Annotated in this window: 24 protein-coding genes; 6 read left to right on the forward strand and 18 right to left on the reverse strand. The window is 61.4% G+C overall.

Annotated elements, in window-relative coordinates; translation table 11 throughout:
- The first annotated feature begins 219 nt into the window (after window positions 1–219).
- The 3 genes from SJY08_RS16400 (at window position 220) to SJY08_RS16410 (ending at window position 4,897) form a co-directional block, all read left to right on the forward strand.
- Window positions 220–1,443 (forward strand): DNA recombination protein RmuC, encoded by a 1,224-nt coding sequence (locus SJY08_RS16400; RefSeq protein ID WP_069042441.1) that lies wholly within the window; start codon window positions 220–222, stop codon window positions 1,441–1,443.
- 54 nt (window positions 1,444–1,497) lie between these two features.
- Complete coding sequence (locus SJY08_RS16405) at window positions 1,498–2,397, forward strand: ribokinase (RefSeq protein WP_377276938.1); 900 nt, start codon at window positions 1,498–1,500, stop codon at window positions 2,395–2,397.
- A 154-nt stretch (window positions 2,398–2,551) separates the two neighbouring features.
- Window positions 2,552–4,897 (forward strand): methyl-accepting chemotaxis protein, encoded by a 2,346-nt coding sequence (locus SJY08_RS16410; RefSeq protein ID WP_069042443.1) that lies wholly within the window; start codon window positions 2,552–2,554, stop codon window positions 4,895–4,897.
- Between the two features lie 66 nt (window positions 4,898–4,963).
- Here SJY08_RS16410 and SJY08_RS16415 read toward each other — a convergent pair whose 3' ends face one another.
- Window positions 4,964–5,908, reverse strand: coding sequence for a nucleoside hydrolase (locus SJY08_RS16415; RefSeq protein ID WP_377276941.1), 945 nt, complete (start codon window positions 5,906–5,908; stop codon window positions 4,964–4,966).
- Window positions 5,909–6,048: 140 nt separating this feature from the next.
- Here SJY08_RS16415 and SJY08_RS16420 point away from each other — a divergent pair, with 140 nt between their 5' ends.
- Window positions 6,049–6,471, forward strand: coding sequence for an Hsp20 family protein (locus SJY08_RS16420; RefSeq protein WP_054149131.1), 423 nt, complete (start codon window positions 6,049–6,051; stop codon window positions 6,469–6,471).
- A gap of 49 nt (window positions 6,472–6,520) precedes the next feature.
- Window positions 6,521–6,778 carry a DUF1150 family protein gene (locus tag SJY08_RS16425; protein WP_054149132.1) on the forward strand — a complete coding sequence of 86 codons (258 nt, stop codon included), beginning with the start codon at window positions 6,521–6,523 and terminating at the stop codon, window positions 6,776–6,778.
- A gap of 36 nt (window positions 6,779–6,814) precedes the next feature.
- Here SJY08_RS16425 and trmB read toward each other — a convergent pair whose 3' ends face one another.
- From trmB to SJY08_RS16505, 16 genes are all read right to left on the reverse strand, one after another.
- Window positions 6,815–7,516: a tRNA (guanosine(46)-N7)-methyltransferase TrmB gene (gene trmB / locus SJY08_RS16430; RefSeq protein ID WP_377276944.1), complete on the reverse strand. Its 702-nt coding sequence runs from the start codon at window positions 7,514–7,516 to the stop codon at window positions 6,815–6,817.
- A gap of 5 nt (window positions 7,517–7,521) precedes the next feature.
- Window positions 7,522–8,760: a methionine adenosyltransferase gene (metK, locus tag SJY08_RS16435; RefSeq protein ID WP_054149134.1), complete on the reverse strand. Its 1,239-nt coding sequence runs from the start codon at window positions 8,758–8,760 to the stop codon at window positions 7,522–7,524.
- Window positions 8,761–8,925: 165 nt separating this feature from the next.
- Window positions 8,926–9,342 (reverse strand): helix-turn-helix domain-containing protein, encoded by a 417-nt coding sequence (locus SJY08_RS16440; RefSeq protein ID WP_054149135.1) that lies wholly within the window; start codon window positions 9,340–9,342, stop codon window positions 8,926–8,928.
- Window positions 9,343–9,490: 148 nt separating this feature from the next.
- The gene (gene lnt, locus SJY08_RS16445; RefSeq protein ID WP_377276947.1) at window positions 9,491–11,080 is read right to left on the reverse strand and encodes an apolipoprotein N-acyltransferase; all 1,590 of its coding nucleotides are present in this window, start codon (window positions 11,078–11,080) and stop codon (window positions 9,491–9,493) included.
- A gap of 89 nt (window positions 11,081–11,169) precedes the next feature.
- Window positions 11,170–12,480, reverse strand: coding sequence for a hemolysin family protein (locus SJY08_RS16450; protein WP_377276949.1), 1,311 nt, complete (start codon window positions 12,478–12,480; stop codon window positions 11,170–11,172).
- Between the two features lie 12 nt (window positions 12,481–12,492).
- The gene (gene ybeY, locus SJY08_RS16455) at window positions 12,493–12,999 is read right to left on the reverse strand and encodes an rRNA maturation RNase YbeY (RefSeq protein WP_377276951.1); all 507 of its coding nucleotides are present in this window, start codon (window positions 12,997–12,999) and stop codon (window positions 12,493–12,495) included.
- A 20-nt stretch (window positions 13,000–13,019) separates the two neighbouring features.
- Complete coding sequence (locus SJY08_RS16460) at window positions 13,020–14,075, reverse strand: PhoH family protein (protein WP_054149138.1); 1,056 nt, start codon at window positions 14,073–14,075, stop codon at window positions 13,020–13,022.
- 39 nt (window positions 14,076–14,114) lie between these two features.
- The gene (miaB, locus tag SJY08_RS16465; RefSeq protein ID WP_377276953.1) at window positions 14,115–15,509 is read right to left on the reverse strand and encodes a tRNA (N6-isopentenyl adenosine(37)-C2)-methylthiotransferase MiaB; all 1,395 of its coding nucleotides are present in this window, start codon (window positions 15,507–15,509) and stop codon (window positions 14,115–14,117) included.
- 57 nt (window positions 15,510–15,566) lie between these two features.
- Entirely contained in the window at window positions 15,567–16,361 is a 795-nt protein-coding gene (locus SJY08_RS16470; protein WP_069043953.1) for a lysophospholipid acyltransferase family protein, read from the reverse strand.
- Between the two features lie 33 nt (window positions 16,362–16,394).
- A complete protein-coding gene (locus tag SJY08_RS16475; protein ID WP_006728031.1) occupies window positions 16,395–16,823 on the reverse strand; it encodes a Fur family transcriptional regulator in 429 nt (142 codons plus the stop codon).
- A gap of 44 nt (window positions 16,824–16,867) precedes the next feature.
- A complete protein-coding gene (locus SJY08_RS16480) occupies window positions 16,868–17,365 on the reverse strand; it encodes a GNAT family N-acetyltransferase (RefSeq protein WP_054149140.1) in 498 nt (165 codons plus the stop codon).
- Window position 17,366: 1 nt separating this feature from the next.
- Complete coding sequence (gene tsaB / locus SJY08_RS16485; protein WP_054149141.1) at window positions 17,367–18,014, reverse strand: tRNA (adenosine(37)-N6)-threonylcarbamoyltransferase complex dimerization subunit type 1 TsaB; 648 nt, start codon at window positions 18,012–18,014, stop codon at window positions 17,367–17,369.
- Between the two features lie 21 nt (window positions 18,015–18,035).
- Window positions 18,036–18,599 (reverse strand): NifU family protein, encoded by a 564-nt coding sequence (locus SJY08_RS16490; RefSeq protein ID WP_054149142.1) that lies wholly within the window; start codon window positions 18,597–18,599, stop codon window positions 18,036–18,038.
- A 100-nt stretch (window positions 18,600–18,699) separates the two neighbouring features.
- A complete protein-coding gene (locus tag SJY08_RS16495; protein ID WP_054149143.1) occupies window positions 18,700–19,191 on the reverse strand; it encodes a universal stress protein in 492 nt (163 codons plus the stop codon).
- Between the two features lie 73 nt (window positions 19,192–19,264).
- A complete protein-coding gene (gene trpS / locus SJY08_RS16500; protein WP_054149144.1) occupies window positions 19,265–20,329 on the reverse strand; it encodes a tryptophan--tRNA ligase in 1,065 nt (354 codons plus the stop codon).
- An 80-nt stretch (window positions 20,330–20,409) separates the two neighbouring features.
- Window positions 20,410–20,838: a VOC family protein gene (locus SJY08_RS16505; protein ID WP_377276958.1), complete on the reverse strand. Its 429-nt coding sequence runs from the start codon at window positions 20,836–20,838 to the stop codon at window positions 20,410–20,412.
- A 250-nt stretch (window positions 20,839–21,088) separates the two neighbouring features.
- On the opposite strand from SJY08_RS16505, the gene SJY08_RS16510 reads away from it, so the two are divergent.
- Complete coding sequence (locus SJY08_RS16510) at window positions 21,089–21,508, forward strand: DUF882 domain-containing protein (protein ID WP_054149146.1); 420 nt, start codon at window positions 21,089–21,091, stop codon at window positions 21,506–21,508.
- Here SJY08_RS16510 and murJ read toward each other — a convergent pair.
- Window positions 21,499–23,109, reverse strand: coding sequence for a murein biosynthesis integral membrane protein MurJ (murJ, locus tag SJY08_RS16515; protein WP_377276960.1), 1,611 nt, complete (start codon window positions 23,107–23,109; stop codon window positions 21,499–21,501). The genes SJY08_RS16510 and murJ overlap by 10 nt on opposite strands.
- Window positions 23,110–23,112 lie beyond the last annotated feature (3 nt).

Genomic DNA, 23,112 nt, shown 5'->3' on the forward strand with positions numbered 1-23,112 from the left:
AAATGTTCAGTTGTCGGGGGAGAGCATATTTTTGCCTTCGCGAGCGTATCGCGGTCGCACTGAACGAAAAACGTCCAGATTTCCGGGGAAGGATTGATTATCGTCACATACTGAAGGCGCGTATTTTTTCGCTATAGCAACCTGTGACTTCCCGGCAAGGGAGACGTCCGTTCACTCTTTGATCTGTTTTCGCGGTCCGAATCAGCTATCATCCCGCGCATGACCCTTCTCGACATTCCGGCAGTGACCATCGGCTCAGTCACCCTTCAGCCCGCGTTCCTCATCGGCCTCGTGGCTCTTCTGTTTTTACTGCCGCTCGTCTTGATCGTCATCGCGACGATGCGGGCCGCACGTTTGCGCGCCGAATTGCGGGAAGAGACTGCACGGCGGGACGAAGCTGCGGAAGCGCGGCTTGCGGAACTGCTGAAGGCCCAGGCTGAAATGCAGGGACGGCTTGCAACCATGGCCGAAGTGTTCGGCAGCCGCCAGGCCGAGCTCAATCAGTCGATCAGCCAACGGCTTGATGGCATGACGCATCGGTTAGGCACGACGATCACCGAGCAGACCAAGTCGACGCATGACAATCTGCGCACGCTGCAGGAGCGACTGGCGGTAATCGATGCCGCGCAGAACAACATCCAGTCGCTGGCCAAGGATGTCGTCGGCCTTCAGGCGATCCTGTCCAACAAGCAGACGCGCGGCGCCTTCGGCCAGTCGCGCATGGAGACGATTGTCGCCGACGGTCTGCCGATGGGCGCCTATGCGTTCCAGACGACGCTCTCCAACGGCTCGCGTCCCGACTGCACCATCCGGATGCCAAACAATTCGCCGCCACTGGTGGTGGATGCCAAGTTTCCGCTCGAAGCCTGGAACGTGATCCGGGAGACGGAAAATCCGGAGCAGAAGAAGGCCGCCTCACAGCAGTTCCGCCGGGATATGGAGGTGCATATCCGCGACATCTCGGAGAAGTACCTGATCCCCGGCGAGACCCAGGATATGGCCTTCCTGTTCGTGCCGTCGGAATCGATCTTCGCTGAGATCCACGAGAACTTCGAAGGCGTTGTGCAGAAAGCGCACCGGCAGAAGGTGGTGATCGTGTCGCCATCGCTGCTGATGCTGTCCATCCAGGTGATTCAGGCCGTACTGAAGGACCAGCGCATGCGTGAGCAGGCGCACCTGATCCAGGGCGAAGTCATCCGATTGATGGAGGACCTTGGACGTCTGGACGACCGGACGCGAAAGCTTCAGAGCCATTTCCTCGCGGCCCAGAAGGATGTCGAGATGATCATCACCTCCTCGGACAAGCTGGCAAAACGCGGCGCCAAGATCGAAGCCATGGAATTCGAGACACCCGGCGGACGAGAGGATGGCGACGATGCGCCCAGCCGCGCCGTCGAGAGCCGCACGGGTCTACTCAAGCTCAGGGTTGTTGACGAGGACTGAGACCCGGTCCAAAAGAGCGCGACAGCCTAGAGCATTCAGGGAGGCACCGCGCTCATGATCACCGTCTTCGGCTCCATCAACATGGACCTCGTTGCCACCACGCCCAGGCTGCCAAAGCCGGGTGAAACGGTCGCCGGGACGGGATTTGCAACGGCAGCGGGCGGCAAGGGTGCAAATCAGGCGCTGGCAGCCCGGCGCGCCGGGGCCGAGGTGCGCATGGTCGGCGCTGTCGGTCGCGACGAGTTCGCAGGCCCGGCGCTTGATCTTCTCGACAAGGCAGGCGCAATCCTTTCGGCCGTTGCCCGCGTCGATGGCCCGACCGGTACCGCGCTCATCCTGGTGGGGGGCGACGGCGAGAACATGATCGCCGTCGTGCCCGCCGCCAATGGCACCGTCAGCGCTGCGCAGGCCGAGAGCGCTATAGAGGGCATGCAGGACGGCGATATCCTGATGGTGCAGCAGGAGGTGCCGGCAGGCTCCGTCGAGGCTGCGCTGAAGAGCGCGAAAGCACGGGGCGTCCGGACGGTGCTGAACATCGCACCCCTCATCCCGGAGACAGAAGACCTGGCGGCGCTTGCGGATATCGTCATCGCCAACGAGACCGAATTCGAACGGCTGGTCGGCCGTGACAACCTGACAGGCGAAGAGCGGGAGCAGATCCTCCTCGACATGCATGGCAAGACCGGTCAGATCCTGATCGTCACCCTCGGCGCCGATGGCGTGATTGCTGCCGAAGGTGGTACTCTGCACCGGACCAAGGGCCTGAAGATCGTGCCGGTCGATACCGTCGGCGCAGGAGATACCTTCTGCGGCTATCTTGCCGCGAGCCTGGATGCTGGTCTTGCTTTCGGCGATGCACTGCGCCGCGCCGCCGTCGCCGGATCGCTTGCCTGCCTCAAGGCCGGCGCCCAGCCGTCGATCCCCGTGGCCGCCGATGTGACGGCCTCGCTTTGATACTTAATCAGGCCGCTTAAGTCTGATTTATTGCCCGTTAAGCAATGGAACATAGCATCGGTCGCGATCGGGGTATGCGAAAGCGTGCCCGGCCGCGCCATGACAGCGCGGAACGAATGTCCCTGCGTCCTGATCCTCAGTTTTCGAGGCTCCCATGTTCGCCTTCTTTACCCGTTCGATCGCCGCCAAACTTCTGGTCGTCACCGGCGTTGCCATCGGACTTGTGCTTTTCCTTTCCAATCTCGTTCTGATTTCTCAGACCCGTGATCGGGTTCATTCCCTGACAATGGAACAGGCCAATGCCGAGGCCAAATCCATCGCCCGCGAGATCGCCGGGGACATCGGCGAACTGGCAAGTGCGGCGCGCACCATGTCCGGCGTCATCGGTCGCGGCCACGAAGGAAAATCGCTCGACCGCCAGGGGATCACGAACATCCTCAAGGCCAACCTTGAGCAGAACCCATTCGCCTTCGGAAGCTGGATGGCGGAGGAACCCCGCGCCATCGACGGTCAGAAGGATGAAATCAAGGGCAAGCTTGAGCTCTCCGCCAATGACGACGGTGACTTTACGCCCTATTGGTCGAAAGATCGTAATGGCGACATTCAGTTCTCCACCTTCCGCGCGGACTATCCGGCAGAATGGTACGCACTCGCTGCCAAGAGCGGCAAAGGCGCGATCACCGCACCCTATCTCGCCGAAGGCACCGACGTTCCGACGACGATGAGCTCTATTGCCTATCCGGTCTATTCCGGCGGCAAGCTGCTCGGCGTGACGGGCGTCGACATGTCCCTGCTTTCGCTCTCCGAGAAGCTCAAGGCGTTGAAGCCATTTGAAACCGGGCGTGTGCTGCTCGTGGCGCAAGGCGCGCAGTGGCTCGTGGCCCCGACTGACGAGCTTCTGATGAAGTCATACGAAGCCGAAGGGGCCGACGCCCTCAAGACTTCGCTGTCGAACGGAACCGGCAGCCTCGTACCTAATCTTTCCGACGCAAGCGGCGAAGGCTACGACCGCCTGCTCTACCCCTTTGCCGTTCCCGGCGTGAACGCCACCTGGGCGGTGATCATCGACATTCCGCATGCTGCGATCAACGCACCGATCGAGGCACAGACCATGATGATGATCATTGGCGGCCTGATCGTACTTGCAGCCGTGATGCTGGCGCTGTTCCTTGCAGTGCGTTCGATCGCCCAGCGCCCGCTGCATGGTCTCGTCGGCGACGTCGAACGCATGACCAAGGGCGACTACGCCAGTGACGTCTCAAACCAGGATCGCCAGGATGAGATCGGTCTTGTCGCCAAGGCGCTCGATGGCTTCCGCCACAAGCTCGCCGAAAGCAACATGCTTGCCGCCGAAGCCGATGCACAGCGCAAGGCCGCCGAAGGCGAGCGCCGTCGCAACGAAGACGAACGCACTCAATCCGCTTCGGTGCAACAGCATGTCGTGACCGCGCTCGGAAGCGGTCTCGCGCAGCTCTCTCAGGGCAATCTCACCTATCGGATCGCCGACGAATTCCCGGGCGAGTATGCCGCCCTGAAGCGCGACTTCAACGATGCCGTGACAAGCCTCGAACAGGCGCTCGCCTCTGTGAACGGCAGCGTGGTCAACATCGCCGCCGGCACCAGCGAGATCTCCGAAAGCGCTGCAGACCTTTCCAAGCGAACCGAGCAGCAGGCGGCGAGCCTTGAGGAGACGGCGGCGGCTCTCAACGAGCTGACCGAACAGGTCAATTCGAGCGCCGACAATGCAGGGACAGCGGCAAACACCGTTTCGGTTGCCGTGAAGGATGCCGAAAAGTCTGGCGAGGTAGTACAGAAGGCAGTTGCCTCGATGCATGGCATCGAGCAGTCGTCGCAGGAAATCTCCCGCATCATCGGGGTCATCGACGAGATCGCCTTCCAGACCAACCTGCTCGCGCTCAATGCGGGCGTGGAAGCGGCGCGTGCCGGGGAAGCCGGAAAGGGCTTTGCCGTCGTCGCACAGGAAGTCCGTGAGCTCGCCCAGCGTTCTGCAACGGCCGCCAAGGAGATCAAGGCGCTGATCAATGCCTCGGCCGCCCAGGTCAAGGACGGCGTCGAGCTTGTCGGCGAAGCCGGTCAGACGCTCGAAAAGATCGCCCAGCAGGTCATGCAGATCAACGGCCTCATCCGCCAGATCTCCGCTTCGGCAAGCGAACAGGCATCCGGCCTCAAGGAGGTCAATGCCGCCGTCAACCAGATGGACCAGGTGACCCAGCAGAACGCTGCGATGGTGGAAGAGACGACGGCGGCCAGCATGGCGCTGCGCAACGAGTCCGATACCCTGCGCGGCCTGGTGGCGAAGTTCCAGGTAACCGGCGCTGCTGCGCCAGTTGCGGCCCTGCGCGCTGCGGCGGAAACGATGCGAAGCCCCGCAACCTCAACGGCTGCAAGCCCCAGAGCACCGGTCTATACGCCGGCCCCTCGCAAGATGGCGGCGGCAGGCGGCGCTGCGGCAAGTGCGGACAATTGGGAAGAGTTCTGAGGTTCAGAGCCCAAGTCCAAATCCAAATCAAAGGGCGCTGCCGAGGCAGCGCCCTTATTCGTTTGATCAAAGGCGGGCAAAGCGCTCGATCAACAGATCGAAGAAGCCGTCGGCATCGACGCTGCGCATGAAGGTCGCATTCGGCGTGCGGCCGGAGACGCGCCACCAGTCGACAACGGTCATGCCGACCGTCAGCTCGGACTCTAGCTCGATCTCGACATTGCAGTGGCGTCCGCTGAAGAGCTCCGGCTTCAGAAGGTAGGCAACCACCGTCGGATCATGTAGCGGGCCGCCATCCGAGCCGTATTTCTCCTCGTCGAAGCGCTCGAAGAATTCCAGCCACTCGACCATGACCTTGGCCGGCTTTGTGCCGAGCGCCGCCATGCGCGCAACGCGGGCCTTGGTGGTCATCAGCTGGTGGGTGACATCGAGCGGCATGATGGTGACCGGGATGCTCGAGCCGAGGACGGCAGCGGCGGCATGCGGATCGACATAGATGTTGAACTCGGCGGCCGGCGTGATGTTGCCCCCCTCGGAGAAGCCACCACCCATCATCACCAGTTCTTTGACACGCGGGGCGATGTCCGGCGCCTTCTGAAGCGCAAGGCCGATGTTCGTCAGCGGGCCGAGCGTGCAGAGCGTGACGGTGCCTGCCGGCTCGTTGCGGACCGTCTCGATGATGAAGTCCACGGCGTGCTGGCTCTGGACGGCCATTGTCGGTTCGGGGAGAACCGCACCATCAAGTCCGGTCTTGCCATGGACGTGTTCGGCTGTGACGAGCGGGCGTACCATGGGCCGATCAGCCCCTTCGAAGACGCGCCGGTCGGTCTCGCCGCAGAGCTCGCAGACGATGCGGGCATTGCGGCTCGTCATCGTGAGGGGCACGTTGCCGGCGACCGTGGTGATGCCAAGCAGGTCGAGTTCATCCGGGCTGGCAAAGGCGAGCATGAGGGCGGCGGCATCGTCCTGACCGGGGTCGGTATCGATGATGATCTTGCGGGGTTCTGTCATGGAGCAATCCTAAAGTCGAAAGGCCGAGGCTTGGAACGCGGGTTCGCTTTTGTCAAGCAAGACAGTGCTTGTCGGGGGCCGTACGATTTCCCATATTTAGCAGACGACGACAGTCCTTGAGGGCTGCACAAGGGAATGAAATGACGCGCAACAGACTGCCATCCGAAGCCTTCATCATCACCTTCGACACCGGCGACGGTAGCGCCTTTCGGCGCCCACGGGGTAGCGATGGCTACCCGCCCTATGACATCGAGCGACTGCCGCCGCAGAAAGGCAGCGAACGGCTGCGCGTGACGCTCGCCGTGGCAGGCTTCGCAGAGGACGAACTCGATGTCAGCGTGGAGGCCAGTCAGCTCGTGATTCGTGGCAAACAGGCCGAACGCGAGGAGGCAGACTATCTCTTCCGCGGCATTGCCTCACGTCAGTTCCAGCGGGTCTTTGCCATCGAAGACGGCATGGAGGTGACCGGGGCTTCGCTGAGAAACGGTCTTCTGGCAATCGAGATCATCCGCCATGATCCCGTGCATCTGGTAAGGAAAATTAACATCTCCACCGCAGAATGAAGTTCGCGGCAATGTTCTGCCGCCTCTCCCTCATTCGCGGAGGATCGGAATGTTACTCAAAGAAGCCTCATCCCGCCTGACGAAATCCGAACTGGCGCATCTCGGCGCCGGCGAAGTGGGCTATATCAGGAAGATGAAATCGGACGACGTGTCCCGCTGCTTTCCGGAGGCCCCGGAAATCGATCCAACGCTGGATCTCTGGGCGCTGTTTGCCGCGGACGGTACGCCGATCCTGCTCACCGACAACAGGTCCAGCACCTTCTTCAAGGCAGCAGAAGACGACCTCAAGACCGTTTCGCTGCACTAACAAGTGCAGCGAGCCGCCATCTCACAGAGATGCGAATCAGCGCTTTTGAAATGTGAGATAGGCCGATGACCGGCCTTCACGCCGAGCCTTGGCTTCATAGCGTGTCCCCGGCCAGCCCTCATAGGGCGTGAGCCAATCGCTCGCATTGCGGGCCAGCCACTCAAAACCACCATGATCGCGGCAGTGTTGCAGCGTCCAGTTGACGTAGGTGTCGATGTCAGAGGCAAAGCAGAAGGTGCCTTCCGGCTTCAGGACCTTGTGGAAGCGCTGCAGATTCACTTGCGAGACGAAACGTCGCTTCCAGTGCTTTTTCTTGGGCCAGGGATCAGCGTAGAGAAGATCGATCTGGTCGATCTGGCCTTCCGGCAACCAGTCCAGCAATTGGGTCGCGTCATCATCATAGACGCGAATGTTCTTCAGACCCTCGGCCTCGACGACCGCGAGTAGTTTTGCCATGGAATTGACGAAGGGTTCGACACCGATAAAGCCGGTCGTCGGATTGTTCCGGGCCCGGTGAACCAGATGCTCACCGCCCCCGAAGCCGATTTCGAGACGGATCTTGTCGACGGGAATAGGGAAAAGCGACTTGAGATCACCCGGCACCGGCGACGCCAGGTCGACCTTCAGCTCCGGCAGGACGGTTTCCATGCGCTCGACCTGTTGCTCGCGCAACGGCTTGCCCTTGCGTCGACCGAAGAAAGCTTCGGTCGACCTCGTCCTGCGTTCCTGTTCCGTCATTCAGATCAAGCCTTGATCGCATCCTTGAGCGGCTTGACCAGGTCCAGCTTCTCCCAGGAGAAGGAACCATCACGGCCAGCCTTGCGGCCGAAATGGCCGTAGGCCGACGTCTTAGCATAGATCGGCTTGTTCAGGTCAAGATGGCGGCGGATGCCCGATGGGGACAAGTCCATGACCTTGCGGATGCCGGCTTCGACCTCGTCCTCGGTCACCTTGCCGGTGCCATGCAGGTCGACATAGATCGACAGCGGCTGGGCAATGCCGATGGCATAGGAGATCTGGATCGTGCAGCGGTCAGCCAGACCGGCAGCGACGACGTTCTTTGCGAGGTAGCGGGCAGCGTAAGCGGCCGAGCGGTCGACCTTGGTCGTGTCCTTGCCGGAGAATGCGCCACCGCCATGGGGGGCTGCACCGCCATAGGTGTCGACGATGATCTTGCGGCCGGTGAGGCCGGCGTCACCATCCGGGCCGCCGATGACGAACTTGCCGGTCGGATTGATATACCAGGCGCAATCGTCGGCAATTTTCAGGTCGCCCAGTGCTTCCTGGATATAGGGCTCGACGACCTCGCGAACCTTCTTGGAGTCCCAGCTCTCGTCGAGGTGCTGGGTGGAGAGAACGATCGAGGTGGCTTCGGCCGGCTTGCCGTCGACGTAACGAACGGTGACCTGGCTCTTGGCATCGGGGCCGAGCTTGCCGACATCGCCCTCGCCCTTCTTGCGGGCGGCAGAGAGGGTCTGCAGGATCTTGTGCGAATAATAGATCGGGGCCGGCATCAGGTCCGGCGTTTCCTTGCAGGCGTAACCGAACATGATGCCCTGGTCGCCAGCGCCTTCGCTGTTGGAACTGTCGGCCGCCTTGTCGACGCCCTGGGCGATGTGAGCCGACTGCGAATGCAGGAGCACATCGATCTTGGCCGTCTTCCAGTGGAAACCGTCCTGCTCATAGCCGATGTCGCGGATCGCCTTGCGTGCGGCGGACTTGAACTTCGCGGGGTTGATGACCTCGTTGCCATTCTTGTCGGTCTTCATCAGGCTCGGCGGAAGGCGGACTTCACCGGCAATAACGACACGGTTGGTGGTGGCAAGCGTTTCGCAGGCGATGCGTACGGTCCAGGGATCGACACCAGTCTTGGCGGCTTCGCGGTAAACGAGATCGACGATTTCGTCGGAGATTCGGTCACAAACCTTGTCCGGATGACCTTCGGATACGGATTCGCTGGTGAAAAGATAATTCGCACGCATCGGGATTCCCCTCAAAGTATGGATGGCGGGCATCGTTACTCAGTTCGAAACCCGATGACAAGGACACAACCACATAAATATATCTTTATGTGAGTAAATTTTTCCTTCCGCGGGCACAAAAAAAGCGGCCCTGCGGCCGCTCTCTTTGTCAGGAGTGCATCCAGCTTACTCGCTGTCTGCTTCAGCCGCCAGCGCCTTGACGAGGTCAACGATCTTGCGACGGACCTTGGCGTCGCCAATCTTTACAAAGGCGCGGTTGAGCTGCAGGCCTTCGGAAGACGACAGGAAGTCGACAACGTAATTCGAGCTGGAGGCTTCTGCCATGCCCGCACCCGACGGCTGCTCGCCCGGCGCATCTTCGAAGAAGAAGGAAACCGGCACAGTCAGAATGTTGGAGATGTTCTGAAGGCGGCTCGCACCAACGCGGTTGGTACCCTTTTCATACTTCTGGATCTGCTGAAAGGTGATCCCGAGGCTTTCACCAAGCTTCTCCTGGCTCATGCCCAGCATCGTACGACGAAGGCGAATCCGGCTTCCGACATGGATGTCAATCGGGTTCGGCTTCTTCTTGTTCTCGATCATTAATGTCGTCCTGACAAAATTGTTGGCGTTGCGACCATAACCCCTTGCCCGCCAAACCATAACGAGACGTTGTGCTCGCCATCGATCATCTTTCAGCATACTTGCAGATTATCGGTCTGATCCACTATGCAATTTTAGGGGTTTTTGGTCAATTCGTCCGCCTAATAAAACCCAGACTAGAAACTACAGCCAGAAGGCTCATGAACACCAGCACCAACCAAAAGTTTAAATTGTGGTTGTGGATGTTTTTTTCCGGAACAGATTCTATACCGAAGGTTGAATCTGCAGCTCCGACGGCATCAAGAGAAAGTCCCTCAATGACACGTCCATAGGGGTCGATCACAGCGGAAATGCCGTTATTGGCTACCCGGATCAGCGGCACGCCAGTCTCCACGGCGCGCAAACGGGCCTGAAGGAAGTGCTGGTATGGGCCCGGGGTTGCGCCGAACCAGGCGTCATTGGTGACGTTCAAGATGACACTAGCGCCGGTGAGATCAGGGGCAATTTCCGCCGGAAAGATCGCCTCGTAGCAGATCAACGGATAGAGCCCGATGCCGGAGGGAAGCGTCAGTGGCGTGCGGCTGGATGCTGCGGTGAAGCCGCCGGGCAGGCTTATCAGCTCCTCGATCCCGAATTCCCGCAACAGGCTCTCATAGGGCACATATTCGCCGAAGGGCGTGAGATGGACCTTGTCGCTCGCGGCGAGGATCTGGCCCTCGTCGTCGATCATGTAGACGGAATTGTAGTAGAGCGGCATCTGGCCCGCGCCGCGCTCCTCGGCCCGAACGGCGCCAGTCAGCAGGATCTGCCCTTCCTCGAGCACATCGCCAATGCGCGCCAGAGCATCAGGGTTTTCCGTCAGGATGAAGGGGACCGAGGTTTCCGGCCAGACGATCACATCCGGCCGGGGCTTGCCTTCCTCCGGTGCTGCTGCCGTCAGCGCCAAGTGCTTCTCGAAGATGCCGATGCGGTCGGTGTTCTCCATCTTTTGCGACTGATCGATCGATGGCTGCACGAGGCGGACAGTGAGCGTCTTGTCAGTCGGAACCACCGGCGCGACATACAGGCGGTAGGCGCCATAGCCCAGATGAGCGCTGAGAAGGCTCGCGGACAGCAGCAAGCCGGGCCACGCCCCGCGACGCGTGCCGAGGAGTGCCGGAGCTGCAAAGACGAAGACGGCCAGCGGTGTGATGGCGAGGACGCCGAGCACATGGCTCGACTGCATCATCAGGGGGACGGGCATGGCGGCATAACCGATCGCATTCCAGGGGAAACCTGTCGCGACGAAGCTGCGGAGCCACTCGGCGAAGCCGAAGGCGGCAGCAAGTGCTGCTATGCGGCCCATCCCATCCGACCAGACGAGACGTGCAAGCAACGTGGCCAGTCCATAGAAGATGGCGAGCACGGCGGGCAGGCCGAGAACCGCAAGCGGGATTGCCCAGGCGAATTCGTCCGCTTCCAGAAGCAGAGCGTTTCCGAGCCACCAGAGGCCACAGACAAAATACCCTAGACCAAAGAACCAGCCCGTCCAGAAGGAGGACGACAGCCCTGCCCTGCCCGTATCGGCATTGCCGGTCGCACCGTCCAGCAGCCAAACCAGCAGCGTGAAGGAGATGAACATCGATGCGAAGATGTCGAAGGGCGGCAGGGCGAGCGCCCCGATTGCGCCTGCGAGCACCGCGAGCCCTGCCCGCCTGAGACCCCACATGAGCAGGATCCTCGCTGCCAAAGCCTGCATGTCCACCCCTTCTGCCCCGAATCAATCGCGGGCAGTCTCCCAAAAAACGGAGGCTCTGTCGCGGTTTTCGCTGCGGAGTGTGTCGACCGTCAGACTGACGTGCGCTCGGCGTTTTCCATCTCGGCCACGGGGGCTTCTGGGGCTTCCGGGGCAGACTCGACGACGGGTGGTGTTTCGACCTTCGTTGCGCGCGGCTTGGCAGCCGCCCGTGTACGCGGCTTCGCTGCAGCCTCACCCGCGGAGACGGCTGTGGCGTTCGGGGTCTTCGTCTCGGCAGCCTCGTCAGCACGCGCCTCGACATCACCCTTGGCGGTCGAGCGACGGCGAGCGCCGGCCCGCTTGCGGCCGATCCGGACGCGCTTGATGCGACGTGGATCTGCATCCAGAATGTGGAATTCGAAGCCGGGTAGAGCCTGGACAACTTCGCCACGCGCAGGGATGCGTCCAAGCGCCGAGAAGATCAGACCACCCAGCGTGTCGACGTCTTCGATCCGGTCGGCAATGTCGAAATCCGGGCCGATCGCTTCGGCGATCTCTTCGAGTTCGACGCGGGCGTCGGCGATAATGACGTCGTCGGAAACGCGGCTGAACATGACTTCTTCGTCGTCATGTTCGTCATCGATGTCGCCGATGACCATTTCGACGATGTCCTCGTGGCTGACGAGACCGTCGGTGCCACCATATTCGTCGATCACGAGCGCCATCTGGGTGCGTGCTGCCTGCATGCGGCTCATCAGGTCGGAGGCGAGCATCGATGGCGGCACGAAAAGGATCGAGCGGATGATGCCGGCTTCGGCGACCGTCTTGCTGAGGTCGATGCGGGCCAGATCAAAGTCGATCTTCGGCTTGGCAGACTTCTCGACCTTTTCGGCCTTTTCAGCCTTCTCGCCACCGTTCGCTCCGGTGGTGGCCTTGGCCGTCACACGCCGGCGACTGCGGGCCTGCTTGGTGACGTAGGACAGCAGGTCACGGATGTGGACCATGCCGCGCGGATCGTCCAGCGTGTCGGCATAGACGGGCATGCGCGAGCGACCGGAAACGTCGAAGATGGTCATCAACTCGCCAATGGTCACACTCTGATCGACCGCTTCGATATCGACACGCGGCACCATGATGTCTTCAACGCGCACTTCGCGGAAGCGGAGAATGTTGTTGAGCATCGCCCGCTCTTCGGGCGTGAAAGCCTCTCCGAGGCTGGCATCGGCGCTCAGGGCGACCGTCAGATCTTCGCGCAGGCTTGTGGTGGAGGACGGCTTCAGTATACGGCCCAGACGGGCCCAGAAGGAAGGATGTTGGCGTGCCGAGCTTTCCGCTCGGGTAGGACTACTGCCCTCGTCCGAAGACGATCCTTCGTTGCTTTCTTTGGCCTCGGGGGCCGTTTTCGTCGCAAAATCGGTCATTGTTCCAAACTATCAGATGGGGTCCTGCCCCGCATAGGGGTCAGATAGGCCAAGTTCCGCCAGAATGCGAGTCTCCAGCGCTTCCATTTTTTCGGCGTCATCGGCCTCGATATGGTCGTAGCCGAAGAGATGCAGGAATCCGTGAACCATCAAGTGGGTCAAATGATCCTCGAAACTCTTTTCGAGATCGACTGCCTCACGCTCGACTGTCTCCCGGGCGATGATGATATCGCCGAGCATCGGACCCGGCATCTTGCCGGGGGTCACCGGGAAAGCGGGAAAGGACAGGACATTGGTCGGCTTGTCCTTGTTGCGCCATTCCGCATTGATCTCGCGGATCATTTCGTCGTCGCCGAAAACGAGCGAAACCTCTGTCGGCTGCTTCGGAAAGGGCTGACGTTCTTTTGCAGCGAGATGGTTTTCAGCAGTACCGAGCACACGAAGGGCCAATGCCTCCAGCGCGGTCTCGTCTGCCCAACCGTCTGCCTCGACAGCGATCTGTATATCCAACTGGCTCATCGTTTAATCGCAGAGCGGGCTTAGTGCTCGCTCTGCTCGCTCTCGTCCTGTACCTTGTACTTGGCGTCATAGGCCTGCACGATCCGTCCGACAAGCGGGTGGCGCACGACATCGGTATCCTTGAAGCGGACCACCGATACGCCCTCCACGCCCTTGAGCACCTGCAAGGCCTCGACGAGACCTGACGTCACGCCGCGCGGAAGGTCGACCTGGCTCGGGTCGCCGGTGATGATCATGCGGCCGTTCTCGCCGAGACGGGTGAGGAACATCTTCATCTGCATCGAGGTGGTGTTCTGCGCCTCGTCGAGGATGATCGCGGCATTGGCCAGCGTCCGTCCGCGCATGAAGGCGAGCGGGGCAATTTCAATGACGCCAGCGGTGATGGCGCGCTCGACCTTGTCGCCGGGGATCATGTCGTAGAGCGCGTCATAGAGCGGGCGAAGATACGGATCGACCTTTTCCTTCATGTCGCCGGGCAGGAAGCCGAGACGCTCGCCAGCTTCGACGGCCGGACGGGTCAGGACAATGCGATCGACAACGCCGCGCTCCAGCAACTGGGCCGCATGGGCAACGGCGAGATAGGTCTTGCCGGTGCCGGCAGGACCAACGCCGAAGACCATTTCCGATCGTTCGAGCGCGCGCATGTAGGCGTCCTGGGTCGGGGTGCGGGCGGCAATCGTCTTCTTGCGCGTGGAGATCTGCGCCATCGAGAGCTTGGCTTTGCGCTCCATCGTCGGAAGAGAAAGCTGATCGTCGGCGGCCACCGCCATGCGGATTGCCCCTTCGACATCCGAAGCGTCGACCGAGACGCCGCTCTGCAGGCGGGCATAGAGGAAATCGAGTGCGCGTCGGGCCTGGTTGGTGGCCTGCAACTCACCCGTGATGGCGACAGAATTGCCACGGGCGCGGGCTTCGATCTGAAGGCGCTGCTCGAGAAGTTTCAGATGTTGGTCGAATTGACCGAAGAGCTCGCTCGCAAGCCGGTTGTTCTCGAACGTCAAGATGAAGTGATTGGCGTCGGTCGCAGTTGTGCGGACATTGCGCGAGGGTGAAGAAACCACTTCTGTTGCGTTCAAGCGATCAGGCTCCTGTTCGATCAGGTTCAGGCCCTCACTCTAACCCTCTGCCACCTCGGCAAACAAGCTGTTTGGGCCGGCTGCGGTGATTCGTACCTGTATAATGTCACCGATTTGCGATGACTTTGCATCAACATTCACAGACTGCAGCCAGGGCGAACGGCCGATGAGCTGTCCCGGCATACGGCCCGGCTTCTCCAGAAGCAGATCGATGGTCTTGCCGATCATCGACTGCATGAAGGCTTGCTGCTGGTCGAGCAGCAACGCCTGCAGCCGTGCCAGGCGTTCCGTCTTCACATCCTCGGCCACGTGATCGGGCAGGTCGGCGCCGGGTGTGCCGGGACGTGTCGAATACTTGAACGAATAAGCCTGCGCGTAGTTCACTTCGCGAACGAGATTCATTGTGTCCTCGAAGTCCTGATCCGTCTCGCCCGGGAAACCGACGATGAAATCGCCCGAAAGCGCGATGTCTGGACGGACAGAGCGGATGCGCTCAATCAGGGCGACGTATTCGGAGGCCTTGTGGCGCCGGTTCATGGCCTTCAGGATCCGGTCGGAGCCAGACTGCACCGGCAGATGCAGATAGGGCATCAGCATGCGCAGGTCACGGTGCGCCTCGATCAGACGGTCATCCATGTCGCGCGGGTGGCTGGTGGTGTAGCGCAACCGGGCGAGCCCCGGGATCTCCGCAAGCTTGTGGAGGAGGTCACCGAGGCCGATCGCCCTGCCCTCTCCATCCTCGCCATGCCAAGCATTGACGTTCTGGCCGAGCAGCGTCAATTCGCGCACACCTGAATCGACGAGGCGGCGGGCTTCGGTCAGCAATTGGGAGAGCGGGCGGGAGACTTCCGAGCCACGGGTATAGGGCACCACACAGAAGGTGCAGAACTTGTCGCAGCCTTCCTGAACGGTGAGGAATGCCGTGACCGAGCGCGGCTTGCCAATGACCCTGGTCGGATCGGGCAGATGCTCGAACTTGTCTTCCAGCGCATATTCGGTGTCAACCACGCGCTGGCCTGCGCGGGCCTTGTGCAGTGCCTGCGGCAGACGATGATAGGTCTGCGGACCAATGACGACGTCAACGGCCGGCTCGCGACGGGAAATCTCCTCGCCTTCGGCCTGGGCGACGCAACCGGCGACGCCGATCATGAATTCCTTGCCTTCGGCGGCGCGGGCCTTCTTGTGCTCTCGCAGGCGGCCGAGCGCCGAATAGACCTTTTCGGCGGCCTTTTCGCGGATGTGACAGGTGTTGAGCAGGACGAGATCGGCCTCTTCCATGACCTCGGTCGGGGCGTAGCCATCCGCCGCCAGGGCATCGGCCATGCGGCCGCTGTCATAGACGTTCATCTGGCAGCCATAGGTCTTGATGAAGACCTTGCGCGTGTTGGCGCCCGGCGCCGGGGTTTCGGAGAGGGTCGCGGTTTCCTGGGTCATGGCGCGCTATTTAGTGGTTTTCGGGCCGCGATTAAACCGAAAAATTGTCTGTAGGGCTCAGCGACCGTGACGGCCGCGCAGATGGGCGAGCAGCATCGAGCGCAGCTGCTCCTCAATTCGGGTGGCAAGTGTCTTGCGGCTGTCGCCCTTTTTGAACTCCACCGTCTCGCCAAAGGTGACATCGACATCGATGGCCCCTGCACGCAGGACGCCGAGCAGATGCTCCACCAGGCCGATGTCGCCTGGCCAGCCAGCGATCGGACGGTGATAGCGGCCCATGGGCATGCCCTGAACGCGGGTATAGGCGATCGCGACCGGCTGGACATGTACCACCGCGTCGTCTTCGGGTGGCAGGGCGGCTGCGGCCGCCCCAAAGAGCGAGGACTTAATGCCTAGAATACGATTGCCATCGGAGGTCGTACCTTCCGGGAAGAGCACGACGATTTCGCCATCGGCCATGCGGGCCGCGATCTCGTTGACCTGGTCACCGGTTCGGCGCTTTTCTTCCCGCACGACGAAGATTGTTTTCTGCAACCTTGCCAGGAAGCCGAAGACGGGCCAGGAAGCGACCTCGGTCTTGGCGATGAAGGTGACGTCGGCGAGGGAACCGAGGACGAGAATATCTTTCCAGGAGGCGTGATTGGCGGCGATCATCAGCGGGCGGCGGGTGTCGAGCGCGCCGTGGACATGGACGCGGATGCCGAGGAACCAGAGGGCCAGACGGTGCCAGTGGTGCGGCAAACGCCGGCGAAGCGGCCAGTCGAAGCGCAGTGCCAAAAGCTGGACCGGGATCAGCAGGCCAGAGACCACGAGCAGTACGATCAGATAGAGCCCGACCCTCAGCCAGTTGATCACGCGGGCCTCACTGGCATGGCGGGCATTGGCTCACTTCTCGTCTTTCGACAGCGGAATGCCATAGAGCTCAAGGCGGTGACCGACGAGGCGGAAGCCGTGTTCGCGGGCAATGCGCTCCTGGAGCGCTTCGATTTCCGGAGAGTGGAATTCGACGACGGTGCCGGTCTTCAGGTCGATCAGGTGATCGTGGTGTTCTTCCGGCACAGTCTCGTAGCGCGAGCGTCCATCGCGGAAATCGTGGCGCTCGATGATGCCGGCGTCTTCGAAGAGTTTGACGGTGCGGTAGACCGTCGAGATCGAGATTTTGGCGTCGATCTTGGAGGAGCGACGATAGAGCTCCTCGACATCCGGGTGATCGTCGGATTCTTCGAGGATGCGAGCGATGACGCGGCGCTGCTCGGTCATGCGCATGCCCCGCTCGGCACACAGCGCTTCCAACGATTTCAGGGCGTCATTCATGATGTCAGCATATCCGCAGAAGGTCGGTTCGTCCAACCGACCGGTTAGCGAAGATCACGGCGCATGACAAGCGCAGAGGACCGGCGGCCGTTTTCGTCGGTGTAATAGGCCGGACGCTCACCGGCCTTCTCGAAGCCGAGCTTGCGGTAGAGGCCAAGGGCTGCGTGGTTGCCGTCATCGACCTCGAGGAACATGGATTCACCGCCCCTCGCCTTCGCCTCGCGCAGAGCCGCCTGCATGAGGCGCCAGCCCAGGCCGAAGCGGGCGACCTTGTCGCCGACGGCAATCGTCAGGATCTCCGCCTCGCCGGCCACTTCGCGGGAGAGGACAAAGCCGGCCAACGGCGCCTTGAAGACCAGCGTATTGGTCTGCCAGGCAGCAAAGCCGAAGCTGTTGGGCTGGAGGAGCAGGCTGAGGAACTCGCCATCGCCCCAGGCGCGGGGGAAGCGCTGGGCATGCAACTCGGCCACTGCACGGCAGTGTTCGGAGGTCATGGGCACGATTTCGAATTCGGGCTGGCGGTAGAACAGGCTGTCGCGCATGTCAGGCTCTCGATACTGCAAATCCCGTCTGCGGTTTCGCATCCGGTCCGCGCAGATAAAGCGGCTTCGGCTTGCCCTGAGCTTTCGCCGTTGCTGAAATGCGCGCGACGATCTCGATCGGATAGTGATCGGGGGCGGTTTCAGCCTCGTGGTCGGCGGCGAGAGCCGAGGCCGAACCGACGAGCACCGTGCCCGGAATGGCAGCTCGGGCGAGATAGTCGTCGAGCTCCAGCAGCAGTGGCTCGCCCTGAGGCGCACCGTGTTCGAAGCTCTGGGCATAGACCTGATCGCGATGGGCGTTGATCGCGGCCAGCACGGGCTTTTCCGGTTCGGATGCGGTCTGCGCCAGCACTTCGAGTGTCGAGACGCCGACGCATTCCACGCCGAGCGCGAGAGCCAGGCCACGGGCCGCGGCAACACCGACACGGATGCCGGTGAAAGAGCCGGGTCCGACGGTCACGCCAATGCGCTCGATATCGCCGAGCGTCAGCCCGGCTTCGGCGAGCGCCTCGTCGATCATCGCCATTAGCCGTTCGGCATGGCCACGGCCGATTGTTTCGCTAACGCGACCGAGAATGGTGCCGGCATCAGAATCAAAAACGGCGGCTGCGCAGTCCACACCCGCCGTGTCGATCGCAAGAACGATCATGTCGTCTCCAGTCCGGTCAAATCAGACCGCTTCGACTTCCTGCACTTCCGGAACGAAGTGGCGCAGCAGGTTCTGCACGCCATGCTTCAGGGTTGCCGTCGAGGACGGGCAGCCAGCGCAGGAACCCTTCATGTTGAGGAAGACCTTGCCGTCCTTGAAACCGCGGAAGGTGATGTCGCCGCCATCCTGGGCGACGGCGGGGCGCACGCGGGTCTCGAGCAGTTCCTTGATGGTCGCGACGATCGTCTCGTCGCCGGCATCGAAGAATTCCTCATCGCTGTCGTTCTGTGCTGAGGTCGAGGCCGTGCCCATGACCGGGGCACCGCTCATGAAATGCTCCATGATCGTGCCGAGGATCGCCGGTTTCAGGTGATGCCATTCGGGGCCGTCCTTGGAGACAGTGACGAAATCGTAGCCAAAGAAGACGCCGGTAACGCCCGGGATCGCGAAGATGCGTGCCGCAAGCGGAGAAGCGCTCGCGCTGGTGGCATCGCGGAATTCGGCGGTGCCGGTTTCCATGACCACCTTGCCGGGGAGGAATTTCAGGGTCGCCGGGTTCGGCGTGGCTTCGGTCTGGATGAACATGTTGGCCTCCGGGCGGTGAGTGCACCGCTAAAGATTAGAATGCTTCAAAAATAGACCCTGCAGGCTCCATCTTCAAGACGTGATCGGCAGGATGCTCAAATTAGCAAAGCGCGTCGATTTCTTCATTGGTCAGCGTATCCGGCAGGACCGTGACCGGGATAGGGAAAGCTGCAGCCCGACCGGCGATCATCGAGACCAGAGGGCCCGGACCGTCCTTGGTCGAGCCTGCGGCCAGAACGAGGATCGCGATGTCGCGGTCTTCTTCGATCAGACTATTGATCTCGGGATAGGCGCTTCCCTCGCGGATGATCAGCTCAGGCTCGATGCCGATGGTATCGCGTACGGTCTGGGCAGCCTTGGCCATGATGGCTTCGGCCTCTTCCCGGGCTTCTGCCCGCATGATCTCCTCGACACCCAGCCATTGCTGGAAATCACCTTCCGGGATCACATAGATCAGCACCAGTCCGCCATTGGAATTCTTGGCGCGGCGGCCGGCATAATGGACCGCACGCGAGCATTCCGGGGTGTTGTCGATCACCGCCATGAACTTGCGGCGGTGACCTTCAAGACGTGACAGACGCGTTGAAACCATAGAGAACCCCGCCGCCGGACTGATAACATGTGACGCGGGCGGGCTCCGGGCGGACCCGCCAGCGACCGAGACCTTATCGCACGAAGCCGATGATGTCGCGGACTTCGTTCATGGTCTTTTCGGCACGGGTGCGGGCACGCTCGCCGCCGTCCCGGAGGACCGCATCAATGTGACCGGGGTCTTCCATAAGACGACGCATCTCGGCATTGATCGGGCCCAGTGCCGCGACCGCCAGATCGATCAGTGCCGGCTTGAAGACGGAGAACTGCTGGCCGCCGAACTCCGAAAGAACATCCGCTTTGGAGCGGTCCGCGAGCGCTGCGAAGATGCCGACGAGGTTGTCGGCTTCAGGGCGACCCTTGAGGCCATCGACTTCGCTCGGCAGCGCGTCCGGATCAGTCTTGGCCTTGCGGATCTTCTTCGAGATGGCGTCCTGGTCGTCCATCAGGTTGATGCGCGAAAGGTCTGATGGATCCGACTTCGACATCTTCTTGGTGCCGTCCTTGAGGCTCATGACGCGGGGCGCCGGGCCATCGATCAACGGCTCCACCATCGGGAAATAGGCATGCACCGGCTCTTCGCCGACCTTGATGTCGATGCCGAGGCCCGTCGGCTTGATCTTGTCATGGAAGTCCAGGTTGAACTTCATGGCGATGTCGCGGGCGAGCTCCAGATGCTGCTTCTGGTCTTCACCAACTGGCACATGGGTGGCGCGGTAGACGAGGATGTCTGCGGCCATCAGGCTCGGATAGGCATAGAGGCCGAGCGAGGCCTGCTCGCGGTCCTTGCCCGCCTTGTCCTTGAACTGGGTCATCCGGTTCATCCAGCCGATCCGGGCGACGCAGTTGAAGATCCAGGCAAGTTCCGCATGCTGCGGCACCTGGGACTGGTTGAAGACGATGTGCTTCTTCGGGTCGATGCCGGCGGCGAGGAAAGCGGCGGTGATCGAGCGGATCTGGGTCGCCATGTCCTCGTGGACGAGCTGGGCCGTCAGCGCATGCAGATCGACGACGCAGTAGATGCAGTCATTGTTTTCCTGGAGCGCGACGAACTTTCTGATGGCACCGAGGTAGTTTCCGAGATGGAGATTGCCGGTCGGCTGAACGCCGGAGAAAACCAGCGGCTTGAACTCAGTCATAATAATCCTCAACAGGCTGGTGGAGGGCCCGATCATCTGATCGCGTCGGTCAGGGCTTATGCACGGCGAGCGGGGCGCAATCAAGCGCTCACTTCGGCGGATACCCAGGGGTCGGCTGGCGCCGGCTCGATCAGGTCCCAGAGATTGCCGTAGAGATCCTGAAAGACGGCGACGGTTCCATAGACTTCACGGCGCGGCGCCTCCTGGAAGACGACACCCGCCTTCACGAAGCGTGCCTGGTCGCGGGCGAAATCATCCGTTTTCAGAAAGAAGCCGACGCGGCCACCGGTCTGGTTGCCGATCGCGGCACGCTGAGCATCGTTCGACGCCTCGGCGAGCAGAAGCGAAGCGCCTTCGGCACCGACTGGACGGACCACCAGCCAGCGTTTGCCGTCCGGCATTTGGGTGTCCTCCATGCACTCGAAGCCGAGGCCATCGCAATAGAAGGCCTTGGCCCGATCATAGGTGTCCACGACCAGACTGACGAGAAAGAGGCTGTTTCCGCTCATGAAATCGCACTTTCGGTTTGATGTGTGACGAAGACACCATCGATGTCACGCATAGGGAAATTTCCTCTCAGAATCGAGGGGTTTAGGGAATAAATTCGCGACGTGCCAAGACCTCGATTCACGAGCTGATGCGGGCTCGAAATGCAGAAACGAGCAAAGCGCACCAAATTTGACACATTTCGGGGAATAAAAACCCGCCGAAAGCGATCTGGATCGCCCCAAAGAACAATCCCATTCCAGAAGGTCACTCATGCGCACTTTGTTTCGCGTCGCGCTCGGCTGCGTTCTTTCGCTCTGTCTCCTCTCCCCCGTCGAGGCCGTGGAGAAGAAGAAGCGACACTTTTTTATGAAGCACGATACTGCTGTCGCCTACACGCTGCAGCGGGTCAGCGTCAAAGCCAACTGCTTTCCCGACGAATTGAAGGCGATCCTGGCCCATATCGCCAAGAAGACCGGCAAGAAGCCGGTCGTAACCTCAGGACATCGCCCGCGCTCCGGCCGCTCGCAGCACAGCCATTGCTTTGCAGCGGACATTCGCGTGCCCGGCGTGCCCGAGAAGAAGATCGTGGCCGCCGCCCGCAGCGCGCCCGGCATCGGCGGCATCGGGCGTTACTGCAACGGCATCGTGCATGTCGATATCGGGCCGAAGCGGACCTGGACTTACTGCTGACCCGGGTCGGGTGAGGTCGTTGCGGCCTCGTCAGCCGTTTTCTTCCTGCGCTGGAGGCTGCGACGGACTAGGCGCCAGTCCGCGCCGCCGATCAGGAAGGCGATGCCGAAATAGACCGGCATGGCGATTGCGATCAGCCCTCCCAGCGCCAGCAACTGATCGAAGAGCGGGCTTGATGGTGAAAGCCAGCCAGCCCAACGATCGGAGAGGTAAACGAGCAGGCCGGCCATGATGGCGGAGGCGATCACCAGACGTAGGGTGCGCGTGAGCAGTGACCACTCGAAAACGAGGTGGCCCCGCCACAGCAGCACCGAAAACAACAGGATGGTGTTGGTCCAGCCGGCGGCAGCCTCGGCCATCGCAATGCCGCTCTCCTCGAAGATCGGGAAGAGCGTGATGGCAAGCCCCGTGTTGAGCGCGACCGACACTATGGTGAAACGCATCGGCGTCTTGGTGTCTTCGCGGGCGTAGTAACCCGGCTGAAGCGCCTTGATCAGCACGAAGCCCGGCAGGCCTATACCGTAGATCGCAAGGATCGAGGCGACGACGGCAGTGTTCTGTTCGGAGAAGGCGCCACGCTCGTAAAGCACCCGGATGATTTCATCGGACAGCACCCAGATTGCGGCAGCGGCCGGCAGCGTCAGGAAGAGAACGAACTCGATCGAGCGGTTCTGCAGCCCCTTCGCCTCGTTCATGTGACCGCCCTTCAACGCACGCGCGAGTTCCGGCAGGAGGACGACGCCGACGGCGACCCCTACGACGCCGAGCGGCAGCTGATAGATGCGGTCGGCATATTGCAGGGCGGAGATTGCCCCCTCTTTCGTCGAGGCAATCGCCTGGCCGATGAGCTGGTTGATCTGGGTGATGCCACCCGTGATCGCGGCCGGCACGGCGAGCACCAGCAAGCGCTTGACGTTGGGGGTAAAACGCGGACGCTTGAAGCCGATGCGGATGCCGGCATTGCGCACGCCGAGATAAACGACGGCCATCTGCAAGAGGCCTGCCCCCAGCACGGACCAGGACAATGCCCAGGCGGTCGCAGCGGGATCAGCGCCCGTCCACAGAGCCCAGCCAAGCGCACCGATCATCAGCACATTGAGAAATACGGGCGCGATGGCGGCTGCAAAGAAATGATGCAACGAGTTGAGCATGCCGCTCAGCATGGCCGTCAATGACATGCACATCAGGTAGGGAAACATGACGATCGCGAGGCGGACCGTCAGGTTGAACTTTTCCGGATCGTCGGCAAAGCCCGGCGCGATGATCCACTGGACCAGCAGCGGCATGGACAGCTGCATGCCGATGGTCAGGATCAAGAGAACCGAAAAGAGAACTCCGAAAACCTCTTCGGAAAATCGCTTGGCGCCATCAATGCCATTCGCCTCGATCTCCTTGGCGAAGAGCGGCACGAAGGCAGCGTTGAAAGCGCCCTCGGCGAAGAGGCGGCGGAAGAGATTGGGGAAGCGGAAGGCGGCATAGAAGACGTCGGCGACCGGGCCTGTGCCGAGTGCCGCGGCCATCAGGGTTTCGCGGGCGAAGCCGAAGATGCGGCTTCCGAGCGTCGCCCCACCGACCGTCATGAATTTCTTGACGAGGCTCATTCC

Origin of the sequence: Rhizobium sp. R86522 (assembly GCF_042466255.1) — a bacterium.
Lineage (GTDB): Bacteria > Pseudomonadota > Alphaproteobacteria > Rhizobiales > Rhizobiaceae > Allorhizobium.